The sequence below is a fragment of the Saccharospirillum alexandrii genome (assembly GCF_043641555.1).
GTDB classification, from domain to species: domain Bacteria; phylum Pseudomonadota; class Gammaproteobacteria; order Pseudomonadales; family Natronospirillaceae; genus Saccharospirillum; species Saccharospirillum alexandrii_A.
This window is the reverse complement of the sequence record NZ_JBHZRJ010000003.1, coordinates 19,759-40,821: the sequence shown is the minus strand read 5'-3', so window position 1 is coordinate 40,821 and position 21,063 is coordinate 19,759. Positions and strand designations below refer to the sequence as shown.

Genomic DNA, 21,063 nt, shown 5'->3' with positions numbered 1-21,063 from the left:
ATCAGGACGGGTCTTTATCTGAAGACTGCTCGTCTGAAGAGTCTTCATCAGCAGCGTCGTCGATGTTTCTGGCTTTATCCTGACGCACGGCTTCGTTGATCAGGCCGGACAGGCGCGCACCCGACTCCAGTGTTGGGTCGTAGTGAAAGCGCAGCAGCGGCATAACCCGCAGTTTGAGCTCGCGTGCCAGTATCGTGCGTAAAAAGCCTGAGGCCTTGTTCAGCACGGCTTCCTGCTCACTGCGTTCAATATCGGCTTCGGCACTTTCGCCGAATACCATGCAGGTAAAATAGATGTCGGCGTAGGACAAATCCTTGCTGACCTTAACGTCGTTCAGGGTCACCATGCCGAGGCGCGGGTCCTTCACTTCCTGCTGGATAATCACCGACAGGTCACGCTGCATCTGGTCGGCAATGCGCCGGATACGACTGTTTTCTTTGGCCATGATGCGGCCCTCTTGCGAATAGGGGAAATAACTCTGTTTTTATAACTCAAGATTCGGCGTTTGCACCTGGTTAAGTGCCAGGTGCCGGGTGTACCCAACCGGGGAAGTCCGTAGCATGGATGCTACGGTCTAGGCCCCATGGAAGGGTTCACGCCGACCCCGGTTGGGTACACCCGGTTACTGGCACGAGCTCCTGGCACCAAAGCAAAACCAAACGCCGAAACGTACCTCTATAAAACAGACAACCCCGGACAAGCCGGGGTTGTCAGGAACTCAGGGCGCATCAATCATCGATGGTGCGCGCAAATTCCTTAACATCAAAGACTTCGATCTTGTCACCGGCTTTAACGTCATTGTAGTTCTTGACGCCAATACCGCATTCCATGCCCTGACGAACTTCCTGGACATCGTCTTTGAAGCGACGCAGGGATTCCAGCTCGCCTTCATAGATGACCACTTCGTCACGGAGTACGCGAATGCGCTTGCTGCGGTGCATGCTGCCTTCGATGACCATACAGCCGGCCACTTGCCCGAACTTGGGCGAGTTGAAGACATCACGTACTTCGGCAAGGCCGACAATCTCTTCACGCAGATCAGGCGACAACAGACCGTTCAGTGCGGCTTTGACATCATCGATCAGATTGTAGATCACGTTGTAGTAACGCAGATCCAGACCTGCCTGCTCGATCACTGTCCGGGCTTTACCGGTGGCGCGTACGTTGAAACCGAAGACAACCGCCTGCGAGGTAATCGCGAGGTTAGCATCGGATTCTGAAATCGCACCCACGCCGCTGGCAATCACGTTCACCTTCACTTCTTCGTTGCCCAGTTTCTGCAATGAAGCGGTCAGGGCTTCGAGTGAGCCGCGAACGTCGGTCTTCAGTACGACGTTCAGCACCTTCTTGTCTTCGGAACCCATACCCTGGAACAGAGCGTCGAGTTTCGCCGCCTGCTGCTGGGCATGTGCCGACTCCTTGGTGCGCATGGAGCGCATCTCGGCGACTTCACGGGCTGAACGCTCGCTTTCCGACACCACAAACTCGTCACCGGCATCCGGCGTACCGTTCAGGCCGAGAATCTCGACCGGAATGGACGGGCCAGCTTCCTCGATCTGTTTGCCGGTTTCATCCAACAAAGCACGCACTTTACCGTAGAAAGTACCGGCCAGAACCACATCGCCCTTCTTCAAACGACCGGACTGAACCAGAACAGTGGCAACAGCGCCACGGCCCTTGTCGAGGCTCGATTCCACGACGGTACCCTTACCCGGGCCTTCGTGGTGTGCTTTTAGCTCAAGCACTTCGGCCTGCAACAGAACCGCATCGAGCAGCTCATCGATGCCCTGACCGGTATGCGCCGACACCTGAACAAACTGGGTGTCACCACCCCAGGACTCGGGAATAACATCGCGCTGAGACAGCTCGTTGATCACCCGGTCCGGGTCGGCCGCTTCCTTGTCCATCTTGTTGATGGCCACGATCAGAGGAACGCCGGCCGCACGGGCGTGTTGAACCGCCTCTTCGGTCTGCGGCATCACACCGTCGTCTGCGGCAACAACCAGAATCACCACGTCCGTTGCCTTGGCACCGCGGGCACGCATAGCGGTAAAGGCCGCGTGTCCGGGAGTATCCAGGAAGGTGATCATGCCCTTGTCGGTTTCAACGTGGTATGCACCGATGTGTTGGGTAATACCACCAGACTCACCGGATGCAACACGAGTACGACGAATATGGTCGAGTAAGCTTGTCTTACCGTGGTCAACGTGACCCATGACGGTTACAACAGGTGCGCGAGGTGACTCTTCACCGCTGTAGCTGACCTCCATCACATCGTCTTCCATGGCGTTTTCATTCACCACGGTATACTTGTGCCCCATTTCCTCGATCACCAGAATCGCGGTGTCCTGATCGATGGCCTGGTTAACCGTCACCATAACGCCCATCTTGAACAGGATCTTGACCACTTCAGCGGCCTTAACCGACATCTGACTGGCCAGTTCAGCCACGGTGATGGCTTCACCCAGTTGCACTTCGCGCACTACGGGTGCGGTCGGACGCTCAAACTGGTGGTCACGCTTCTTGTTACCACCACGCTTGGCGCGACGACGACGGCCCATGCCATCTCCATCGTCCAGTGCCGACAGCATCTGCTGATGCTTGTTGCCGCCACGACCGGTGTTAACGCGCTGCGCCACTTCCGCTTTCTTGCCGCCCTTCTTGTGACCGGCCTTGCGGCTGTCTGCAGCCGGGCCATCGTCGACCCGCATCGGGCGTTCAGCCGTCTTGTGCTTTTTCTTGTCGGTGGTGCGATCTTCCTTGGCCATTTTGGCCTCGGCGTCCGCGACCGCCAGTTGCGGATCAACCTCTTCCTCAACTTTCTTCGGTTGTACTTTTGAAGTGCGTGCCTTTTCAGCCTCGCGTTTTGCCGTTTCTTCACGCGCCTTCTCTTCGGCGGCACGTGCCCGTGCTGCTTCGAGTTTCGCGTCTTCTTCGGCACGACGACTGGCCGACGTATCGGCAGTCGCCACAGGGGCCGGCGTTTCAGTCGGTGCTGCATCGCCGCTGCCTTCAACGGCATCGCGCTTCATGTAAGTACGCTTCTTGCGCACTTCGATATTGACCGTCTTGCCGCGACCGCCACCACTGGTTTTCAACGTGGTGGTGACTTTGCGCTTCAACGTGATCTTCTTGGGGGCTCCGCTGTCTTCACCGTGACTTGTTTTCAAATACGTCAACAGTGTCTGCTTCTGGTCATCATTAACCGCTTCGCCCTCAGACTTTTGCGGCAGACCAGCATCGCTCATTTGTTTCAATAAACGATCAACGGGTGTACCAACGCTTTCCGCCAGTTGTTTAACGGTGACTTCTGCCATGGATTCCTCCTACCCGTGATTACTCATTCTCAAACCAAGGTGCCCGTGCTGCCATAATCAATTGGCCAGCCCGTTCCTCGTCCATATCATCGATGTCCATCAGGTCATCGATACTCTGTTCCGCTAGATCTTCCATCGTGGCGATGCCTTTGCTCGCCAACAGGCGGGCCAGGTGTTCATCCATGCCGTCCAGGCTCAGCAAGTCGTCACTGGGTGTTGCGGAATCCAGTTGCTCTTCACTCGCCAGTTCCAGCGTCAGCAACATGTCTTTTGCGCGCTGACGCAGTTCGGTCACGATGTTTTCGTCAAACCCTTCAATGCCAAGCATTTCCTCTAGAGGTACGTAAGCGACCTCTTCCAGTGTGGTGAAGCCTTCCTCTGCCAGAATGGCAGCAATGTCTTCATCGACATCCAGCTTCTCTTCAAAATAGGTAACCAGGCGACCGGCTTCCTCTTCCTGTTTCTCGTCGGCTTCTTCCTCGGTCATCACGTTGATCACCCAGCCAGTCAGTTCACTGGCAAGCCGTACGTTCTGTCCACTGCGGCCAATGGCAATGGCCAGGTTGTCGGCGGCAACCGCGACATCCATGGTGTTGGTATCTTCATCCATCACGATGGAGGCTACTTCAGCCGGTGCCATGGCGTTAATCACCAGTTGGGCCGGGTTGTCGTCCCACAAAATGATGTCGACGCGCTCATTGTTCAGTTCGTTCGATACCGCCTGCACTCGCGAACCGCGCATACCGACACAGGCACCCACCGGGTCGATACGACCGTCATTGGTTTTCACCGCAATCTTGGCTCTAGAGCCAGGGTCACGGGCACAACCACGAATTTCGATCACTTCTTCCTGAATTTCCGGCACTTCAATGCGGAACAGTTCGATCAGCATGTCGTTGCTGGCACGGCTCAGTTCGAGCTGCGGGCCACGGCCTTCAGCACGAATGTCCTGCAACACAGCGCGCACCCGGTCACCAATGCGGAAGGTTTCACGCCCGATCACAGATTCACGCGGCATTACGGCTTCGGCGTTGTTACCCAGGTCGACAATAATGTTGTCACGAGTCACTTTCTTGACCGTACCCAACACCATCTCACCGACACGCTCACGGTATTGCTCAACAATTTTTGCCCGCTCGGCTTCACGCACTTTCTGTACAATGATCTGCTTCGCTGCCTGGGCGCTGATGCGGCCAAATTCAGCGTTCTCGATCACCTCTTCGTAGGTGTCGCCCTCTTGCAATGTCTTGTCGACTTCATGGGCTTCCTGAGTAGTCCATTCGCAACCCAGGGTCGGAACGCCATCATTTCCCATCACAGTCCAGCGACGAAAGGTCTGGTACTCACCGGTCTTGCGGTCGATCACAACGTGAATGTCGATCTCGCCTTCTTCATCTTCGTCGAAGCGCTTCTTGGCAGCGGCTGCCAGAGCCAGCTCCATGGCATCAAAGATGACCTCTCGGGACACACCTTTCTCATTCGCTACTGCGTCCACGACCAGGAGAATTTCTTTACTCATCGTCTCAGCCTCTTGTTTGCCGGGCGGTTGACCGGGCTTTCCTTTCGGTTAATCGGTTTATTGCTTGTCAAAGTTCGGTATCAGGCTGGCTTTGTCGATGCTTTCGATCGGCAACAAATAGTCCATACCATCAACGGTCACGCAGATGTCCTGATCCTCTATCGCGGACAGTACACCTTTGAATTTACGACGCCCTTCAAACGGCGCACGCAAACGCACCTGAACCCACTCACCCAGATACGCTGAAAACTGATCCAGACTGAACAAAGGACGATCCATACCCGGGGAGGAAACCTCCAGGGTGTAGTTCTGACTGATCGGGTCTTCAACATCCATCACCGCGCTGATCTGGCGGCTCACTTCCGCGCACTGATCCACATTGATCCCCGCTTCGTGATCAATGTACACGCGCAGGGTGCTGTGTTTGCCCTGTGCTGAAAACTCCAGACCCCAGAATACAAAACCCAGACCGGTAATCACCGGTTCCAGCATTGCATTCAGTTCGTCGACCTTTGCCATTCAAACCCCTCTGTGAGCCCGGTTTCCGGGACTGCCTGTTGCCAGTGGCGCCGCCACTGACGTCTATTCGATGATGTCGTGCCCTAAGTTGACTTTTTCAGAGCCAAAAAAAGGGCAACTTTGGAACCAACGCCTTCCGTTGGCTCCGCAGGCCCAGATCGATAACACTGAGATCCCAACGGTTCCGCACTCGTGCGGTTCACGCAGGTGAGCTTCAAAACACAAAGCTCTACGGAAAACCGACCGGACTGCTAACAAAAAGCCCCTGCTAGGAGGGGCTTCAAGTCGTGGTCTCGCAGACCAGTCTATGAGTCGGAAGGCCCTCTGGCTTCCGAGGGTCTGCAGACCCTACAACATACCTGTCCCTGTATGTTGCTCGGTGAAAACCGCGTGATCGACGGAAACTTTCACCTATCCATATGGTAGCGGGGGCAGGATTTGAACCTACGACCTTCGGGTTATGAGCCCGACGAGCTACCAGACTGCTCCACCCCGCAATAAACCTTCATAGAACTTCGAGGAATTCACACTCCTCAGGCGGCGGCATTATAGGGATGCCCCGCCCGACTTTCAAGGCAAAGCCCGGAAAGTCCCCCAAAAAGAAAAAGGCCTGCTCGCACAGGCCTTTTAAGTGGTGCCGACGACTAGACTCGAACTAGCACGGGCATAAGCCCACCACCCCCTCAAGATGGCGTGTCTACCAATTCCACCACGTCGGCAAAAGCGTTCCCCGGTCGAGCTATTCCTTACTCGGCCGGTATATCCAAAGTATTCTGTTCGGGTGCGACTGGCGCTTCCTCGGTTTGCTCAACCGCAGGAATATCCAGACCCAGGTCATCAAGACCTTCTGCTTTTTGCTTGGCAATGTACGCCAGGCCAAAACTGGTCAGAAAAAAACCGGTCGCCAGTATGGCGGTGGTGCGGGTCAGAAAGTTGGCACTGCCACCACTGCCGAACACGGTTTGCGAGGCACCGCCACCAAAGGAGGCCCCTGCATCGGCGCCCTTGCCACGCTGAATCAGTACGAAACCGACAACACCCAGACCCAGCAGAACATGAACCACCAACACCAAATTTTCGATAGCCATTCGTTAAACCCCTTTCGCAGCCTGACAGATCGCAACAAACTCGTCGGCGAGCAGTGATGCTCCCCCTACCAGCCCGCCATCAATGTCGGGTTGCTGAAACAATTCCTGTGCACTGGACGCCTTAACACTGCCGCCGTAGAGCACCTGGCACTTCCCGGCAACAGACTCGGACGCCTGCGCCAACAAACCTCGAATAAACGCATGTACCGCCTGAGCCTGTTCGGGCGAAGCGGTCTTACCGGTGCCTATCGCCCAAACGGGCTCATAAGCAATAACAATGGTCGCGAACGCATCAATGCCAACGATATCCAATACCGCCTGCAACTGGCGGCCGACGACGGCCTCTGTCTGGTCAGCTTCGCGCTCGGCGAGCGTCTCGCCGACGCAAAGCATCGGCACGACACCAGCAGCCAGCGCAGCCTGAACCTTCCCGGCGACAACACTGTCGCTTTCAGCGAAGAGTTCACGACGCTCAGAGTGACCTACCAAAACATAGTCGGCCCCAAAATCCTTCACCATTCCCAGTGAAATTTCACCGGTATAGGCCCCTTTCTCAGCAGAATGGACATTCTGAATACCATATCGAATGCCACTGCCGGCGACAGCCGACGCTACCTGATCCAGGTACACAGCAGGAGGAAACACAACAGCATCGACCGCTGCGGTATCGATTCCCTGTACAAATGCCGTCAACAAAGCGCTGTTTGCAGCCTTGTCGCCATTCATCTTCCAGTTTGCGGCTACCAGTTTGCGTCGCATGCCTGACCTCCTTAAATCGGGCGCAGAGTGTACTGCCTTTCCACCGGCCGAGCAACAGGCTGTTTGGAAAAAACGGGGTTAAAACAACAGCTTACCCCATAAACCCCAGTGGCTGACCAGGCCATTCTGTGGAATTGGGGTGGTTTTTCCGGCAAATTATACCGCCGCAGCCTCGACCGCCGCCTTGACGACCCCGGCCAACCGCTCACAACTGCGCTTGACCTGGCCAATGTCTTCCCCTTCGACCATGACCCGAACCAGTGGTTCAGTACCGGACGGTCGCAACAAAATCCGACCTGCATCGCCCAACACCCCGGCCTGCACATCCAACTCGGCCTGCACTTCAGGCAACGCCTGAACATCCATCTTGTTCGGCATTTGCACATTGATCATGACCTGGGGGTACTTGCGCATACCGGATTTGGCCTGAGACAGTGTCTGGTCGGCGGCCTGCAAGGCGCACAGCACCTGTAATGCGGCGACAATGCCATCCCCCGTGGTGGTGACATGCTTGCATACCAGGTGTCCGGAATTTTCGCCCCCCAACACCCAGCCGCGCTGGTGCAACTGCTCCATCACATAGCGATCACCAACCTGTGCCCGAACCAGTTCGATGCCCTCTTTCCTGAGCGCCACTTCAAGACCCAGATTGGTCATCAGCGTACCGACTACACCCCCCTGCAGACGATTCTGGCGGTGCAGATGAATGGCAAGCAGGTACAGCAACTCGTCACCATCGACCAGCTCACCTTCATTGTCGACCATCAACACCCGGTCGCCGTCGCCATCAAAGGCGATACCCAGATCAGCCTCCTGCTCGAGCACGGCTCGCTGTAAACTGGCCGGATGGGTTGAACCCACGCCCTTATTGATGTTCAGGCCGTCCGGCGTGGCGCCAACCAGGCTGACCCGGGCGCCCAACTCCCGAAACACCTTGGGGGCAACATCATAGGTGGCGCCGTGGGCGCAATCGAGCACGATGTGCAGGCCATCCAGATTAAGGTAGCCCGACGTACTTTTGCAAAACTCCACATAACGGCCACCGGCGTCGTTGATGCGCAGTGCCTTACCCAACAAGTGACTCTCAGCCGTGGTCATCACCTTTTCAAGTTCGGCTTCGATGGCCAGCTCAACGTCATCCGGCAGCTTAGTGCCGTCTGCGGAAAAGAATTTAATGCCATTGTCGTAGTACGGGTTGTGTGAAGCTGAAATGACGATGCCCGCATCTGCATGAAACGCGCGGGTCAGATAGGCAACGGCAGGCGTTGGCATTGGCCCGACCAGCAGGATATCGCACCCGGCAGCCGACAAGCCGGCTTCCAGCACCGCTTCAAACATATAACCTGATATGCGGGTGTCTTTGCCAATCAGTATCTTGCTGTGCCCTTCACTGGCGAACACCCGGCCAGCCGCCCAGCCCAGTTTCAATAAAAATTCAGGAGTAATAGCGCCGCTTCCAACCCGGCCCCGTATGCCATCCGTGCCAAAATACCGTTTTTCCTGACTCACTCGTTCTTCTCCTTGGTTTCAGGTGCGTTCGCCATAGCCACCCCAAAAACGCGACGCCTTTCTACACCGACTGGTGCAGGGCGTTGATCACGGCAATGGCATCTGCGGTTTCCGCCACATCATGCACACGCACGATGGACGCGCCGTTCATCGCCGCAGCGACAGCAGCCGCCAGGCTGCCATAAAGGCGCTGATCGACCGGCTTGCCCAATACATCGCCAATCATCGATTTGCGCGACAGCCCCACCAGCACCGGGCAACCCCAGCGGGTAAAGCGCTGCAAATGCTTCAATAAACTGAGATTGTGGCCCAGTGTCTTGCCAAAACCAAACCCCGGGTCAACCAAAAGTTGCTGACGTTGCAATCCGGCGGCCTCACAGGCGCCGATACGCTCATCGAGGTAACGCTCAACTTCAGCAACCACGTCATCGTATTCCGGACTCATCTGCATCGTGCCGGGCTGACCCTGCATGTGCATCAGACAGACCGACAGGCCGGTCTCCACCGCAGCCTGCAAGGCACCTTCGCGAGACAGGGCACGGACATCATTAATCAGATGCGCTCCGGCTCGCGCGGCCTCCCGCATGACTTCCGGGGTGCTGGTATCGACCGACAAGATCACCTCGGTGTCTCGGGCCAACGCCTCAACCACGGGCACAACCCGATCCAGCTCCTGCTGTACGCTCACCGGGGTGGCACCCGGACGAGTGCTCTCGCCACCCACATCCAGAATACTGGCACCGGCCGACACCAGACGCCGCGCCTGGGCCAGGGCGGCGTCGGCTTTAATGAACCGGCCGCCGTCTGAAAAACTGTCGGGAGTAACATTCACCACACCCATTACCCGGGTCACACTGAGATCCAGAGAACGATCACCAAATAACCAACCAGACCCGCTGGCGTGAGTACCCGTCATGGAGGAGACTCCTTTAAACAATTGCTTACATAAAAAAACGGCGCCGGAGCGCCGTTTCAGAATTCTTGCAGAGCCAGAGGCTTATTCGGTCTGGCCATCCCGGTCCAGATCAGCCTGGTCCTGAGAGGTTTCAGTCGCGGTATCGGCAGGCTCGCCTGATTGTGCCTTGCCACCACCTGAATCCCGATCGTCCCAGCCTTTGGGCGCTCTTGGCTTGTTGCCGTTCATGATGTCGTTGATTTGCTCGGCATCGATGGTCTCGTAATGCATCAGCGCGTCTTTCATCATTTCCAGCTTGTCGCGGTTAGCTTCGAGCAATTCACTGGCGACGCTGTAACACCGGTCGAGTATTTTCTTGATCTCGGCATCTACCGCGCGGGCAGTTTCCGACGACAGCTGGGCCATGGAAGACTGACTGCCCAGATACCCCTGCTGTTCTTCTTCAAACTGCTGGGCGCCAAGTTCACTCAGGCCCCACTTGGTCACCATATTGCGAGCCAGTTGCGTCGCCCGTTCAATATCATTCGACGCACCCGTGGTCACACCTTCCTTGCCGTTGGTCATTTCTTCGGCAATACGGCCGCCGTACAGCGAACAAATCTGGCTTTCCAGCTGACGCTTGCTGATTGAGTACCGGTCTTCTTCAGGCAAGTACATGGTCACGCCCAGGGCACGACCACGCGGGATAATACTGACCTTATAGACCGGGTCGTGCTCGGGTACCAGCCGGCCAATAATGGCGTGGCCGGACTCGTGATAGGCAGTATTGATCTTTTCTTTCTCGGACATGACCATGGATTTGCGCTCGGCACCCATCATGATCTTGTCTTTCGCCCGGTCGAACTCTTCCATCGACACGGTGCGCTTACTGAGGCGCGCCGCGAAGAGCGCCGCCTCGTTAGCAAGGTTGGCCAGATCTGCACCCGAGAAACCGGGTGTGCCGCGGGCGATCACCGACGCATCAACGTCGTCACCCACCGGAATCTTGCGCATGTGAACTTTCAGTATCTGTTCACGGCCACGTACATCGGGCAACGCCACAACGACCTGGCGGTCGAACCGACCGGGACGCAACAGCGCCGGGTCAAGCACATCGGGCCGGTTGGTGGCCGCGATGACGATGATGCCATCGTTCACTTCAAACCCGTCCATCTCAACCAGCAACTGGTTCAGTGTTTGTTCGCGCTCATCGTTACCACCACCGATGCCAACGCCACGAGAACGCCCTACGGCATCGATCTCGTCGATAAAGATAATGCATGGCGCCTGCTTCTTGGCCTGATCGAACATGTCGCGTACGCGCGATGCACCCACACCAACAAACATTTCGACAAAGTCGGAACCGGAAATCGAGAAGAAGGGTACCTTGGCTTCACCGGCAATGGCTTTAGCCAGCAGGGTCTTACCGGTACCGGGCGAACCGACCATCAACACGCCGCGAGGGATGCGGCCACCCAGACGCTGATACTTGCCCGGGTCGCGCAGGAATTCGACCAGCTCCTGAACGTCCTCCTTGGCTTCTTCAACACCGGCTACGTCTGCGAAGGTGGTTTTAATCTGATCTTCGCTGAGCATCTTGGCCTTGCTCTTACCAAAGCTCATCGGACCCTTGCCGCCACCGGCACCGCCCTGCATCTGGCGCATGAAGAACATGAACACTGCAAGAATGATCAGGATCGGGAAGGCAGCCACCAGCAGCTGGGACCAGATGCTTTGCTGCTCTGGCTGCTTGGATTCCACTTCAACATTGTGCTCGATCATGTTGTCGATCAGCTCGGAATCATCGACATAAGGCGGCCGCACGGTCTCGAACGTTGAACCGTCGCGACGAACACCGTTAATGGTCAGCCCCTGATAGACCACAGACCGCACCTGATCCTGTTCTACCTGCTGCACAAAGCGGGAATAGCTCATTTCTTCAGAGGTGGCCGTCGTATCAAAATTGTTAAAAACGGCCAGCAGAACTGCCGCGATAATCAGCCATAGAACCAGATTTTTAGCCATATCGTTCAACTTTTACCCTCGTTGGCAGCCAGGCTGCGTAGGTCGTTTGTCTCCGTCCCAGCCTACCCTCGGGTGGCCAGAGACGGATGCGCAACACCGGCGTGATGGTGTGATATCAGCCCGGTATCTACGCGTAAATTCGGTCAGCAGACTTGTCCGGCTATTCGGAATAAGACCTGCCCTCAAGCCTTAAATGCCAACTGGCACAGACTTTTCGCACACCGAAATAATGGGGTGCAGTAATTAAAATGCAAGAACAACCGGGCTATCATCCCGATTGATCTGCAGCCTTGTCCGGCTTCCTGCCCGGTTGGGCTGTGTTTGGCAGGGTGTTCTAAAGTACAATGCCGTTTTTTGCAAGCAACTGAGTCTGAGAGACACCCATGAGTTTGAGTCAGGAACAACGAAAACGCTACCGTACCATAGGTCACGATCTGAACCCGCTGGTAACCATCGCCGAGAAAGGCTTGGCGGAAACCGTGCTGGCCGAGATCGACCGCGCATTGAACGACCACGAACTGATCAAGATTAAGGTCAATGTTGCCGATCGTGATCAGAAGAACGCCCTGATCCAGTCTGCCTGCGAGCAAACCGGTGCCACCCTGATCCAATCCATCGGCCGGGTTGCCCTGCTGCTGCGAAAGGCAAAGAAACCCAACCCCAAACTGTCCAACCTGACCCGGCTCGGCAACTGACTCCGGTCAGCGTTGCCGGGCGCGGCCTCCATGTCCCCGCCCCGTTGTATAACCCTGGCTTGCCCTGTTGTAAAACTTTGGTAAGCGCCCCGTCGAACCGGTGAGGTGACTAACCTCCCGGAACAGACCCCGTTACTTGACCGGCGTTAGCCAGCCGTGCGGATCGTCGGACTCGCCCCACTGAACCTGATTCAGCGCCTTACGCAGGGCAAGGGTTGTTTCACCGGCTTCACCAGACCCGACCGAAAATCGCTGCTCACCGCGAATCAGGGTGCCTACGGGCGTCAATACCGCGGCGGTTCCCGACAACGCTGCTTCAGTACCTGGCTTGGCCGCGCGTTCAAGCAATTCGTCCACACTCAGGCTGCGTTCGCTGACGGTCATGCCCCGGTCCCGGGCCAGAGTCAGGATCGAATCGCGGGTAATGCCGTGCAGGAAGGAACGGTCGAGGCTCTTGGTGATGATTTCGTTGCCATCGATCAGAATAAAGTTGGCAGCACCGGTTTCCTGAACATCGCCATTCGGGCAAAACAATACCTGATCCGCATCGTGACGGGATTTGGCCGCCAAAATAGGACCCAGCGCACTGGCGTAGTTGCCGCCGCTCTTTACCATACCCATGTGCGGGGCACAGCGCATGCCGTCTTCCTCGAGCAGCAGAGACAGCGCCTTGCCACCACCGGCAAAATAGTCACCAACCGGCGACAACAACACATACAGCAGTGAACTCTCGGTCGGAGCAGCAGCCTTGCCGATTGCCGCTTCGGTGCCTATGTGCGTTGGGCGAATGTACATGGACCCCGGCGTCTCGGGCACACCGTCTTTGAAGCGAGCGACGATATCGATGATCATCTGTTTCAGCTGAGCTTTGTCGATGGCTGGCAGGTTCAGCAACTGGCTGCTTTGCGCCATGCGCTCAATGTTGGCATCCATTCTGAAAATATTGACCGAACCGTCGGCATGGCGGAACGCCTTGAGACCCTCGAAACAGGTACTGGAATAGTGCAATACGTGCGCGCCCGGATGCAGCGTCAGTGAATTGGAGGAAACGATCTCGGTCTGGCTCCAAGCGCCATTGTCATACTGAGCCAATGCCATCTGCGGCATGAATACGGTACCAAATGCGGCCATTACAAATTCCCAATGCTGTGGGCCAGATTCAAGCCCGTGGTCGAGGCGTCGACCCTTAGCCGACGATGCCTCATTGTATGCCAAGTTAAGAGCCGGACTCTAGCGCCAAAGGCCCGGAACACCATGCATTGATATCAACACTGTATTCCTCACCTGACACCCCGGCCAACACCCGGTCATTGCGGTGGCTGCTCGGCCGGTGACTCGGCGCCGAGCCAATGTTGCCACTGCGCCCGTATCAGCTCGCGCACCCGAGCCAGCTCGGGAGTCATCTGTGCCACTGGCACCGTTGTGGAGGTTCCTGACAACACCGCATGATGGGTGTGCTCGCGCAGGGTCAGATAAGCATCGAGCCACTGGTCGGCCTGTTCACCGGTCAGTACGCCCGCCTCGCGCAGGGCTTTGATGCACCGCACATTGTCAGACCAGCGGGCCACTTCCGGGTGGTCGTCGGCGTAGGCCAGCACCAGGTACTGCACCAGAAACTCCAGGTCAACAATGCCACCCGGGTCTTGCTTGATGTGAAACACCTCATCCGCCTTGCCCTTCTGTGCCTGGCTGGACAAGTGCCCCACCATTTTCCGGCGCATCTGAATCACGTCTTCGCGCAGTGTCGCGCGGTCTCGGGGCTGCTGCAGAATATTCTGCCGGACCGCGTTAAACGCCGTTTGCAATTCCGGGTCGCCCGCAATAAACCGGGCCCTGACCAGTGCCTGGTGCTCCCAGGTCCAGGCCTTGCTGTTCTGGTATTTCTCGAATGCCGTCAGGCTGGTCACCAGCAGGCCGGAATTGCCAGAAGGTCGCAGCCGGGTATCCACTTCGTAGAGGGTTCCGCTCGGTGTCGCGGTGCTGAGCAAATGAATCAGTCGCTGCCCCAGTCGAGCCATAAAGACCACGTTGTCGATCACCTTCGGGCCTTCGGTCTCCCCCTGGGCCGAGGCCTGATGCAGAAACACCAGATCAAGATCCGACTCGTAGGACAGCTCCAGCCCGCCCATCTTGCCGTAGGCGACAACGCCAAAATCGAGTTCACACCAGTCGCCATTATCGCGGCTGGGCCTCCCGTGCTTGTCGACCATCTGTTGCCAGGCGAGCGCCAGTGCCTGCTCAACCACAACCTCCCCGACCCAGGCCAGGTAATCCGAAATTTTCATCAGTGGCAGCATGGCAGCGACTTCGCAGGCGGCCGCCCGCAATACCCGGCCATGACGAAAATGGCGCAGCACTTCCATTTGCTGTTCCAGATCGTCCGCAGGCACCCGCAGCAGCGTCTGGTGCAGGTCATCGGTCAGTTCGCCACGCTGCGGCAGGCGGTACAAGCTGTCGGGGTCGGACAGCTCATCGAGCAAATAGGGTTTCTGGGCGAAAAGGTTGGCGATCCACGGAGACGCTGGCGCCAGTCGGCACAGCTGGCGCAGCGCGTCCGGATTTTCGGCCAACAGGACGAAATACACCGACCGCCGCAGAATAGCCTCCAGAATCGGGCGCAATGCCTCGAACCCGCTGCCCAGCTTGTCATTGCCAGCCAACTCGGTCAGCAGCATGGGCATCACCTGGTCCAGGTTGTCGCGGGCCTGGCCTTGCAAACGCTTCACCGCAGCTTCGTTGCGAAAGGCCAGTACCGCCTCGGCGTCTCGGCTGTCAACGTCGGCCGACTCAACTCGCCCGTCACGCCACAGGGCCACCATGTCCGGATTCAGCGCCCGGGCGGATTCGGCATCCTCGGCGACCACCTGCTGGAAATGATGGTGTATCCGCTCACGGTAATGCGCCAGTTGCGCCAGCAGGGCCTCAACCGAATCACACCCCATGGACCAGGCCAGGCGCGCCCGGTCGGTGTCATCCCCCGGCAGGCGCTGCGTCTGTTCATCGCGCAGCGCCTGTATGCGGTGTTCGAGGTCACGCAGGAAGCCGTAAGCCTCCGTCAGCTCCCGGCTGACGTCGGCCGGCAAATAGCCCTCATCCGCCAGCATCGACAGCACTGGCCAGGTGCCGCGCTCCTGCAAGGCAATGTCCTGCCCGCCTCGTATCAGTTGGAACGCCTGGGCAATGAATTCAACTTCTCGGATCCCCCCCTGCCCCAGCTTGATGTTGTCTTCCAGTTGCTGTCGGCGAACCTCTTTCTGAATCATTGATTTCAGCCGTCGCAGTGCGCCCAGCGCGTGAAAGTCAACGTAGCGACGATAGACAAAGGCTTTCAGGTCCTGCTCCAACTCGGCCTGTGCCGCCGGCGCACCGGTAACCGGACGCGCTTTTACCATGGCAAACCGCTCCCACTCCCGGCCCTGATGGGTGTAATAATGGTGCATGGCAGCAAAATTACTGACCAGAGCACCGCTCTGGCCCCAGGGTCGCAACCTCATGTCGACCCGAAAGACAAACCCCTCTGGGGTACGGGTATCCAGCAACTGGATAACCGTGCGCCCGACCCGGGTAAAAAATTCCTCGTGGCTGCGCCCGTTGCTCACTTCTCCCTGGCTGGGAAAGGCGAAGATCAGATCAATGTCTGACGACAAATTCAGCTCGCGCGCGCCATGTTTACCCATAGCCAACACAACCAGGCTTTGATGCTGTTCGCCGAACTGGGACGGACCCGGCGCACCCCATTGCTCAGTCCAGTGAGCCTCGGCGTAGGTCACCGCACACCGGATGGCGATATCGGCCAGGTCTGACACCGCCCGGGCCGTTTTCCGGGCTGTCGACTGGCCATTGGCATCCTGCACCATCAAACGGGCCATTTGCCGGTTGCGCCAGTTGCGCAAGTCGGCCTTGGCCGGGTCCAGGTCATCCAGTGGCCAGTGGGCGCTGAGCGCGTCCAAATCAGCGTCGGCAGGCTGCGGATCTGTGACCCATCGCGCAACCTCTGTAATGCCGCAGACGCTCAACAACTCATCGAACCAGGGGCTGCACACCGCCGTCCTGGCCAGCCGCCGGGCAATATCGGCCTCAAGCCCGGCTGTTCTGGCCTGTTCAAGCCGATCCTGAAAGGAAGCGTCTAGCGTGGAAGGTGGCGTCACAGCAGTTCTCTCTTATTGAAGGTGATGGGTTACCGGATACTGCCAAAACCGGGAGCGCATGGAAACTGCATCCGATTGACACTCTGACTGCGTAAGGGGTTGAACGACGGCACTGGGTATTCAAGGTGCGATCGAGAAGTGTAAGAAACGCGGCCGTCGTACGACTCTTATTTAAGGTACCATTATCCCGGCAGGGATCGGGTGGAGACCCGCACAGGCGCAGTACCAGGAAACTGGGCTCTCCGACCGACAGCATAGACTACCCATTCCATCACTCAGTTTAAAAAGGATACCGCATGATTCGACATCGCTGGGCGCTCGCCGCGACCCTGACGGCAACACTGGCCACGGGCACTGCCCTGGCAGAAACCAGCTGGACCGAGACGCTGGAGCAAGCCCGGGGCCAGACGGTCTATTTTCACGCCTGGGGCGGCAGTGAGGTCATCAACGACTATTTGCGCTGGGCTGCCGAGCGGGTTGAAGACGAGTTCGAGGTAACACTCGAACACGTGAAAGTGGCCGAAATCGGCACCACGATCAGCCAGATTCTGTCGGAGAAAACCGCCGGTCGCGATAGCGGCGGCGCAGCCGACCTGGTTTGGATCAACGGTGAAAACTTCGCCGCCATGAAAGAGAACGACCTGTTGTTTGGTCCCTTCACCCAGGATTTGCCGAACTACCCCCTGGTCGATACCGACAACAAACCCACCACCCTGTTTGACTTCACCACCCCGGTCGACAACCTCGAAGCCCCCTGGGGCATGGCACAGCTGGTGTTTATGGCGGATACGGCGCGCGTCGATGAAACACCTCGCTCCATGCTCGATCTGCTCGACTTTGCCCGCGACAACCCGGGCCGGGTAACCTACCCGGCACCACCGGCCTTTCACGGCACCACCTTTCTCAAGCAGGCCCTGCTTGAACTGGCCGCTGATCGGGAACCCCTGTACAGCCCGGTCGATGACGCCGATTTCGACACCGTCACTGAACCGCTCTGGGCTTATCTGAATCTGCTGCACCCGCTGATGTGGCGCAACGGAGAGACCTTTACCAGTGGCGCCCCGGAAATGACGCAATTGCTGAACGATGGTGAAATTGTCCTGTCGTTGTCGTTCAACCCGAACGACGCCAGCAATGCCATCGCCAACGGCGAACTGCCCGACACAGTGCGTACCTACGTTCATGACGCTGGCTCTATCGGCAACACTCATTTTGTCGGCATCCCCTACAACAGCGACCACACAGCAGCGGCCCAGGTCGTTGCCAATTTCCTGATGTCACCGGAGGCCCAGGCGCAAAAAGCAGATACCTCGGTGTGGGGTGACCCCACGGTACTGGCGCTAGACAAGCTATCGGAATCCGACCGGGCACTGTTCGAGCAACTGCCGGAAGGCGTGGCCACACTCTCGGCCGATGAGCTCGGCGCCGTGCTGCGCGAACCGGACGCCAGCTGGGTTCCGGCCCTGGAACGCGCCTGGCAGCAACGTTACGCACGTTGATCACCCGGTTACTCCCCTGGTTCCCGCGCCTGCTGCTACTGGCGTTTCTAACACCGGTACTGGTCGGGCTGGCGGGCACCTGGTTACCCGCCTTCGGCTGGTTTCCCGCGCTGGGACAGCGCTCGTTGTCGTTGGCCCCCTGGGTTGATCTGCTGCACTACCCGGGCGCCGGAACGGCCCTGCGCCTGTCGGTGCTAACCGGCCTGGGCTCATCCCTTCTGGCACTGGGCGCTACCCTGTTGATCCTGATGGCCTTTTACCCTTCCCGGGGTTTTCGCCGGCTGGAGAAAATGCTGGCGCCCATCCTGTCGGTTCCCCATGCCGCCTTTGCCATTGGCATCGGCTTCCTGGTCGCCCCCAGTGGCTGGCTGGTTCGCTGGCTCGAGGTGATGACTGGCTGGCCGGAGTACCCGCCCAACTGGATGACGTTCAAAGACCCCTATGGCCTTAGCCTGATGCTGGTTCTGGCGCTGAAGGAAATTCCGTTTCTGTTGTTCATGGCGCTGGCGTCCCTTCCTGCTCTGAAGGTGGAAAAAACGCTCTGGCTTGGTGCCAGCCTGGGCTATCGCCCGGGCAAGGTCTGGCTGACGCTGATCTGGCCCGTCCTTTACGGCCGCTTGCGGCTGCCGTTCTACGCCGTGGTCGCTTTCAGCCTGTCGGTTGTGGACATTGCGCTCATTGCCGGCCCTACCGCGCCACCGACCCTGGCCGTGATGGCCACCCGTCTGTTCAACGACCCGGACCTGCTGCTGCGTTTACCAGGGGCGGCAGCCGCCACCACCCTGTTGCTGGTGACGGTTCTGTCGCTGGCCATTTTGTACTATCTGGAACGCCCCCTGCGATGGCTGTGTCTGCGTCTGCTGGGCAACGGTAAACGCCCTCGTCTGAGGCTGGGTTTGCGTCTTTGGGCATCACTGATACTGATACCCGGCACCTTTTTTTACCTGGGATCGCTGCTCGTCCTGATCCTTTGGTCCTTTGCCGGTCAGTGGCGCTTCCCCGGGCTCTGGCCCGATCCTTTTAGCTCCCGCACCTGGGCCAGTGCTCCGGAGCGCCTGATCGACCCGCTCTGGCTCACGCTCAGCACCGGGCTGAGCGCAGCGGTCATCGCACTGGTGCTGGTGATTGGTGCGCTGGAAAACGAGGTACGGTTGCGCCAGCTGAAACCGGGCTTTACGGCTCAACGCTTGCTCTGGGTGGTGTATTTACCGCTGCTGGTGCCGCAAATTGCGTTCCTGTTCGGCTTTCAGGTCAGTCTGGCCTGGCTGGAGCTGGGGGGACGCTGGTGGGTACTGGTCTGGTCGCATCTGGTGTTCGTGCTGCCCTACACCTTTCTGACGCTGAGTGGCCCCTACCGCGCCTATGACGAGCGCTACACCTGGATTGGCCTGAGCCTCAGCGGACATCGGCTGGCGACGTTCTGGCGTATTAAACTCGGGCAGTTGTGGCGGCCACTGGGTTATACCCTGGCCACCGGCTTTGCGGTATCGGTCGCCCAGTACCTGCCGACACTGTTTATCGGCGGCGGACGCTTTGCCACCATTACCACCGAGGCCGTCAGTCTGGCCAGTGGCAGTAACCGGCGCAGCATGGCGGTTTATGCACTGGTGCAGCAGTTGCTGCCGCTGATCGGCTTTGCACTGGCGCTGTCGCTCGCTGCCTGGCGCTACCGGCATCACCGGGCCCTGCAACAGAGCCAAACCTGACATGAACGGACAACGCATGGCATTCGACATCGAACAGCTGAGCCTCGCGCTCAATCACAGCCCTCTTTTCCAGCCACTGACGGTGCATCTGGAGCCCGGGCAAATCGGGACCGTCATGGGGCCTAGTGGGTCCGGCAAATCAACGCTGCTCGCCGCCATTTCCGGCACCCTGCCACCGGTTTTTGAACTGGGCGGCGACATCCGGCTCAATGGCCAAAGCCTGCTCAGTGTGCCAATTGAACACCGCCAGGTCGGCATTTTGTTTCAGGACGACCTACTGTTCCCGCACCTGAACGTCTATCAGAATCTGGTGTTTGCGCTGCCCGGCGAGCTGAACCGGGTGCAAAAGCGCGAGCGCATCGCTTCGGCACTGGCCAGTGCCGGGCTGGCGGCTTTTGAACGCCGCGACGTCGCCACCCTGTCCGGCGGGCAACGCGCCCGCATCAGCCTGTTGCGCACCCTGCTGGCCGAACCGCGCCTGATCTTGCTGGACGAACCCTTTTCCAAGCTGGATCAACACCTGCGCGGCCAGTTCCGGGACTGGGTGTTCAGCCGCATCATTGAGCTTGGCATACCAGCGCTGATGGTTACCCACGACCCGGCCGACCGGCCCGAACAGGGCCTGCTGATTACTCTGGAGACCTTCGATGCTTGACCGCTGGACCCTCACCCTGATCAAACCCCCGCTTAAACGGCTGGCCCGAGGCTGCGACCAACAGGGCATTCGCGCCAATCAGGTCACCCTGGCCGGTTTTGCACTGGGCATGCTGGTGGTGCCCCTGCTTGGGTTTCAGCTTTACACCCTGGCGCTGATCGCGGTGTTGCTGAACCGGCTGGCCGACGGGCTCGATGGTGAACTCGCCCGACTGCAGGGCGCCACGGACGGCGGAGCACTGCTCGACATTGTGCTGGATTTTATTTTCTACGCTGCAGTAGTGGCCGGTTTCGCACTGGCCAACTCGGCCGACAACGCGCTGGCAGCGGCGTTTCTGCTCTGGGGCTTTATGGGCACCGCCAGCAGTTTCCTCGCCTATGCCATTCTGGCCGAGCGGCGCAAGCTGAGCAGCATGACCTACCCCAGCAAGGGCTTTTACTACCTCGAAGGGCTGGCCGAAGGCACGGAAACCATCGCCTTTCTGGTCGCCATGTGCCTGTTTCCGGACTACTTTTCCGGGCTGGCCTGGGCATTTTTCGGACTGTGCGTCATCACCACGGCAACCCGGGTGGTGGGGGGCTACCACAGCCTGAAAGACGACTCGACTACCACTCACCAGGACGTCTGACGCATAAAGCCTTTGCAGCGCCCCGGGGTTAAACCGTAAACTCCGCGGCCCGGTTGCCGCCTGGCCATCGAGGGGTTAGGCTGATGGCAGCTTCGCATCCA

The 21,063-nt window shown here is 58.3% G+C and carries 16 protein-coding genes and 2 tRNA genes; 5 read left to right on the top strand and 13 right to left on the bottom strand.

The window, feature by feature from the left end; genetic code table 11:
* Nucleotide 1 precedes the first annotated feature (1 nt).
* The 11 genes from rbfA to ftsH form a co-directional block, all read right to left on the bottom strand.
* Nucleotides 2-445, bottom strand: coding sequence for a 30S ribosome-binding factor RbfA (rbfA, locus tag ACHUE7_RS10555; protein ID WP_394169920.1), 444 nt, complete (start codon nt 443-445; stop codon nt 2-4).
* 283 nt (nt 446-728) lie between these two features.
* A complete protein-coding gene (gene infB, locus ACHUE7_RS10550; protein WP_394169919.1) occupies nt 729-3,317 on the bottom strand; it encodes a translation initiation factor IF-2 in 2,589 nt (862 codons plus the stop codon).
* Between the two features lie 19 nt (nt 3,318-3,336).
* A complete protein-coding gene (gene nusA / locus ACHUE7_RS10545; protein ID WP_394169918.1) occupies nt 3,337-4,836 on the bottom strand; it encodes a transcription termination factor NusA in 1,500 nt (499 codons plus the stop codon).
* Between the two features lie 57 nt (nt 4,837-4,893).
* A complete protein-coding gene (rimP, locus tag ACHUE7_RS10540) occupies nt 4,894-5,355 on the bottom strand; it encodes a ribosome maturation factor RimP (RefSeq protein ID WP_394169917.1) in 462 nt (153 codons plus the stop codon).
* 420 nt (nt 5,356-5,775) lie between these two features.
* Nucleotides 5,776-5,852 (bottom strand) — tRNA-Met (locus ACHUE7_RS10535).
* Between the two features lie 135 nt (nt 5,853-5,987).
* Nucleotides 5,988-6,074, bottom strand: a tRNA-Leu gene (locus tag ACHUE7_RS10530).
* A 27-nt stretch (nt 6,075-6,101) separates the two neighbouring features.
* The gene (secG, locus tag ACHUE7_RS10525; RefSeq protein ID WP_181952738.1) at nt 6,102-6,443 is read right to left on the bottom strand and encodes a preprotein translocase subunit SecG; all 342 of its coding nucleotides are present in this window, start codon (nt 6,441-6,443) and stop codon (nt 6,102-6,104) included.
* A 3-nt stretch (nt 6,444-6,446) separates the two neighbouring features.
* Nucleotides 6,447-7,202, bottom strand: coding sequence for a triose-phosphate isomerase (gene tpiA / locus ACHUE7_RS10520; RefSeq protein ID WP_394169916.1), 756 nt, complete (start codon nt 7,200-7,202; stop codon nt 6,447-6,449).
* A gap of 156 nt (nt 7,203-7,358) precedes the next feature.
* A complete protein-coding gene (glmM, locus tag ACHUE7_RS10515) occupies nt 7,359-8,711 on the bottom strand; it encodes a phosphoglucosamine mutase (RefSeq protein WP_394169915.1) in 1,353 nt (450 codons plus the stop codon).
* Between the two features lie 61 nt (nt 8,712-8,772).
* Complete coding sequence (folP, locus tag ACHUE7_RS10510) at nt 8,773-9,627, bottom strand: dihydropteroate synthase (RefSeq protein WP_394169914.1); 855 nt, start codon at nt 9,625-9,627, stop codon at nt 8,773-8,775.
* An 81-nt stretch (nt 9,628-9,708) separates the two neighbouring features.
* Nucleotides 9,709-11,631 carry an ATP-dependent zinc metalloprotease FtsH gene (gene ftsH, locus ACHUE7_RS10505; protein ID WP_394169913.1) on the bottom strand — a complete coding sequence of 641 codons (1,923 nt, stop codon included), beginning with the start codon at nt 11,629-11,631 and terminating at the stop codon, nt 9,709-9,711.
* Between the two features lie 383 nt (nt 11,632-12,014).
* Between ftsH and ACHUE7_RS10500 the strand changes: the two genes are divergently transcribed.
* On the top strand, nt 12,015-12,326 hold the full coding sequence (locus ACHUE7_RS10500) for a YhbY family RNA-binding protein (protein WP_127560551.1): 312 nt from the start codon (nt 12,015-12,017) through the stop codon (nt 12,324-12,326).
* Nucleotides 12,327-12,458: 132 nt separating this feature from the next.
* On the opposite strand, the gene ACHUE7_RS10495 is transcribed toward ACHUE7_RS10500, so the two are convergent.
* Nucleotides 12,459-13,457: a branched-chain amino acid aminotransferase gene (locus tag ACHUE7_RS10495; RefSeq protein ID WP_394169912.1), complete on the bottom strand. Its 999-nt coding sequence runs from the start codon at nt 13,455-13,457 to the stop codon at nt 12,459-12,461.
* A gap of 176 nt (nt 13,458-13,633) precedes the next feature.
* Nucleotides 13,634-16,474, bottom strand: a complete 2,841-nt coding sequence (glnE, locus tag ACHUE7_RS10490; protein ID WP_394169911.1) for a bifunctional [glutamate--ammonia ligase]-adenylyl-L-tyrosine phosphorylase/[glutamate--ammonia-ligase] adenylyltransferase — start codon at nt 16,472-16,474, stop codon at nt 13,634-13,636.
* 296 nt (nt 16,475-16,770) lie between these two features.
* Between glnE and ACHUE7_RS10485 the strand changes: the two genes are divergently transcribed.
* From ACHUE7_RS10485 to ACHUE7_RS10470, 4 genes are read left to right on the top strand one after another with little or no spacing between them, the layout of a single operon-like run.
* On the top strand, nt 16,771-17,973 hold the full coding sequence (locus ACHUE7_RS10485; protein WP_394169910.1) for an ABC transporter substrate-binding protein: 1,203 nt from the start codon (nt 16,771-16,773) through the stop codon (nt 17,971-17,973).
* Nucleotides 17,970-19,679 carry an ABC transporter permease gene (locus ACHUE7_RS10480; RefSeq protein ID WP_394169909.1) on the top strand — a complete coding sequence of 570 codons (1,710 nt, stop codon included), beginning with the start codon at nt 17,970-17,972 and terminating at the stop codon, nt 19,677-19,679. Before ACHUE7_RS10485 ends, ACHUE7_RS10480 begins: the two co-directional genes overlap by 4 nt.
* A 16-nt stretch (nt 19,680-19,695) precedes the next feature.
* A complete protein-coding gene (locus ACHUE7_RS10475) occupies nt 19,696-20,334 on the top strand; it encodes an ATP-binding cassette domain-containing protein (protein WP_394169908.1) in 639 nt (212 codons plus the stop codon).
* Nucleotides 20,327-20,962 (top strand): CDP-alcohol phosphatidyltransferase family protein, encoded by a 636-nt coding sequence (locus tag ACHUE7_RS10470; protein ID WP_394169907.1) that lies wholly within the window; start codon nt 20,327-20,329, stop codon nt 20,960-20,962. Before ACHUE7_RS10475 ends, ACHUE7_RS10470 begins: the two co-directional genes overlap by 8 nt.
* The last annotated feature ends 101 nt before the right edge of the window (nt 20,963-21,063 follow it).

What these genes read in the sequence shown, in the direction of transcription:
- rbfA (WP_394169920.1), bottom strand. Translation starts at nt 445, where the DNA reads ATGGCCAAAGAAAACAGTCGTATCCGGCGCATTGCCGACCAGATGCAG.
- ACHUE7_RS10475 (WP_394169908.1), top strand. Translation starts at nt 19,696, where the DNA reads ATGGCATTCGACATCGAACAGCTGAGCCTCGCGCTCAATCACAGCCCT.
- ACHUE7_RS10500 (WP_127560551.1), top strand. Translation starts at nt 12,015, where the DNA reads ATGAGTTTGAGTCAGGAACAACGAAAACGCTACCGTACCATAGGTCAC.
- secG (WP_181952738.1), bottom strand. Translation starts at nt 6,443, where the DNA reads ATGGCTATCGAAAATTTGGTGTTGGTGGTTCATGTTCTGCTGGGTCTG.
- ftsH (WP_394169913.1), bottom strand. Translation starts at nt 11,631, where the DNA reads ATGGCTAAAAATCTGGTTCTATGGCTGATTATCGCGGCAGTTCTGCTG.
- folP (WP_394169914.1), bottom strand. Translation starts at nt 9,627, where the DNA reads ATGACGGGTACTCACGCCAGCGGGTCTGGTTGGTTATTTGGTGATCGT.
- ACHUE7_RS10495 (WP_394169912.1), bottom strand. Translation starts at nt 13,457, where the DNA reads ATGGCCGCATTTGGTACCGTATTCATGCCGCAGATGGCATTGGCTCAG.
- rimP (WP_394169917.1), bottom strand. Translation starts at nt 5,355, where the DNA reads ATGGCAAAGGTCGACGAACTGAATGCAATGCTGGAACCGGTGATTACC.
- ACHUE7_RS10485 (WP_394169910.1), top strand. Translation starts at nt 16,771, where the DNA reads ATGATTCGACATCGCTGGGCGCTCGCCGCGACCCTGACGGCAACACTG.
- nusA (WP_394169918.1), bottom strand. Translation starts at nt 4,836, where the DNA reads ATGAGTAAAGAAATTCTCCTGGTCGTGGACGCAGTAGCGAATGAGAAA.
- ACHUE7_RS10470 (WP_394169907.1), top strand. Translation starts at nt 20,327, where the DNA reads ATGCTTGACCGCTGGACCCTCACCCTGATCAAACCCCCGCTTAAACGG.
- infB (WP_394169919.1), bottom strand. Translation starts at nt 3,317, where the DNA reads ATGGCAGAAGTCACCGTTAAACAACTGGCGGAAAGCGTTGGTACACCC.
- tpiA (WP_394169916.1), bottom strand. Translation starts at nt 7,202, where the DNA reads ATGCGACGCAAACTGGTAGCCGCAAACTGGAAGATGAATGGCGACAAG.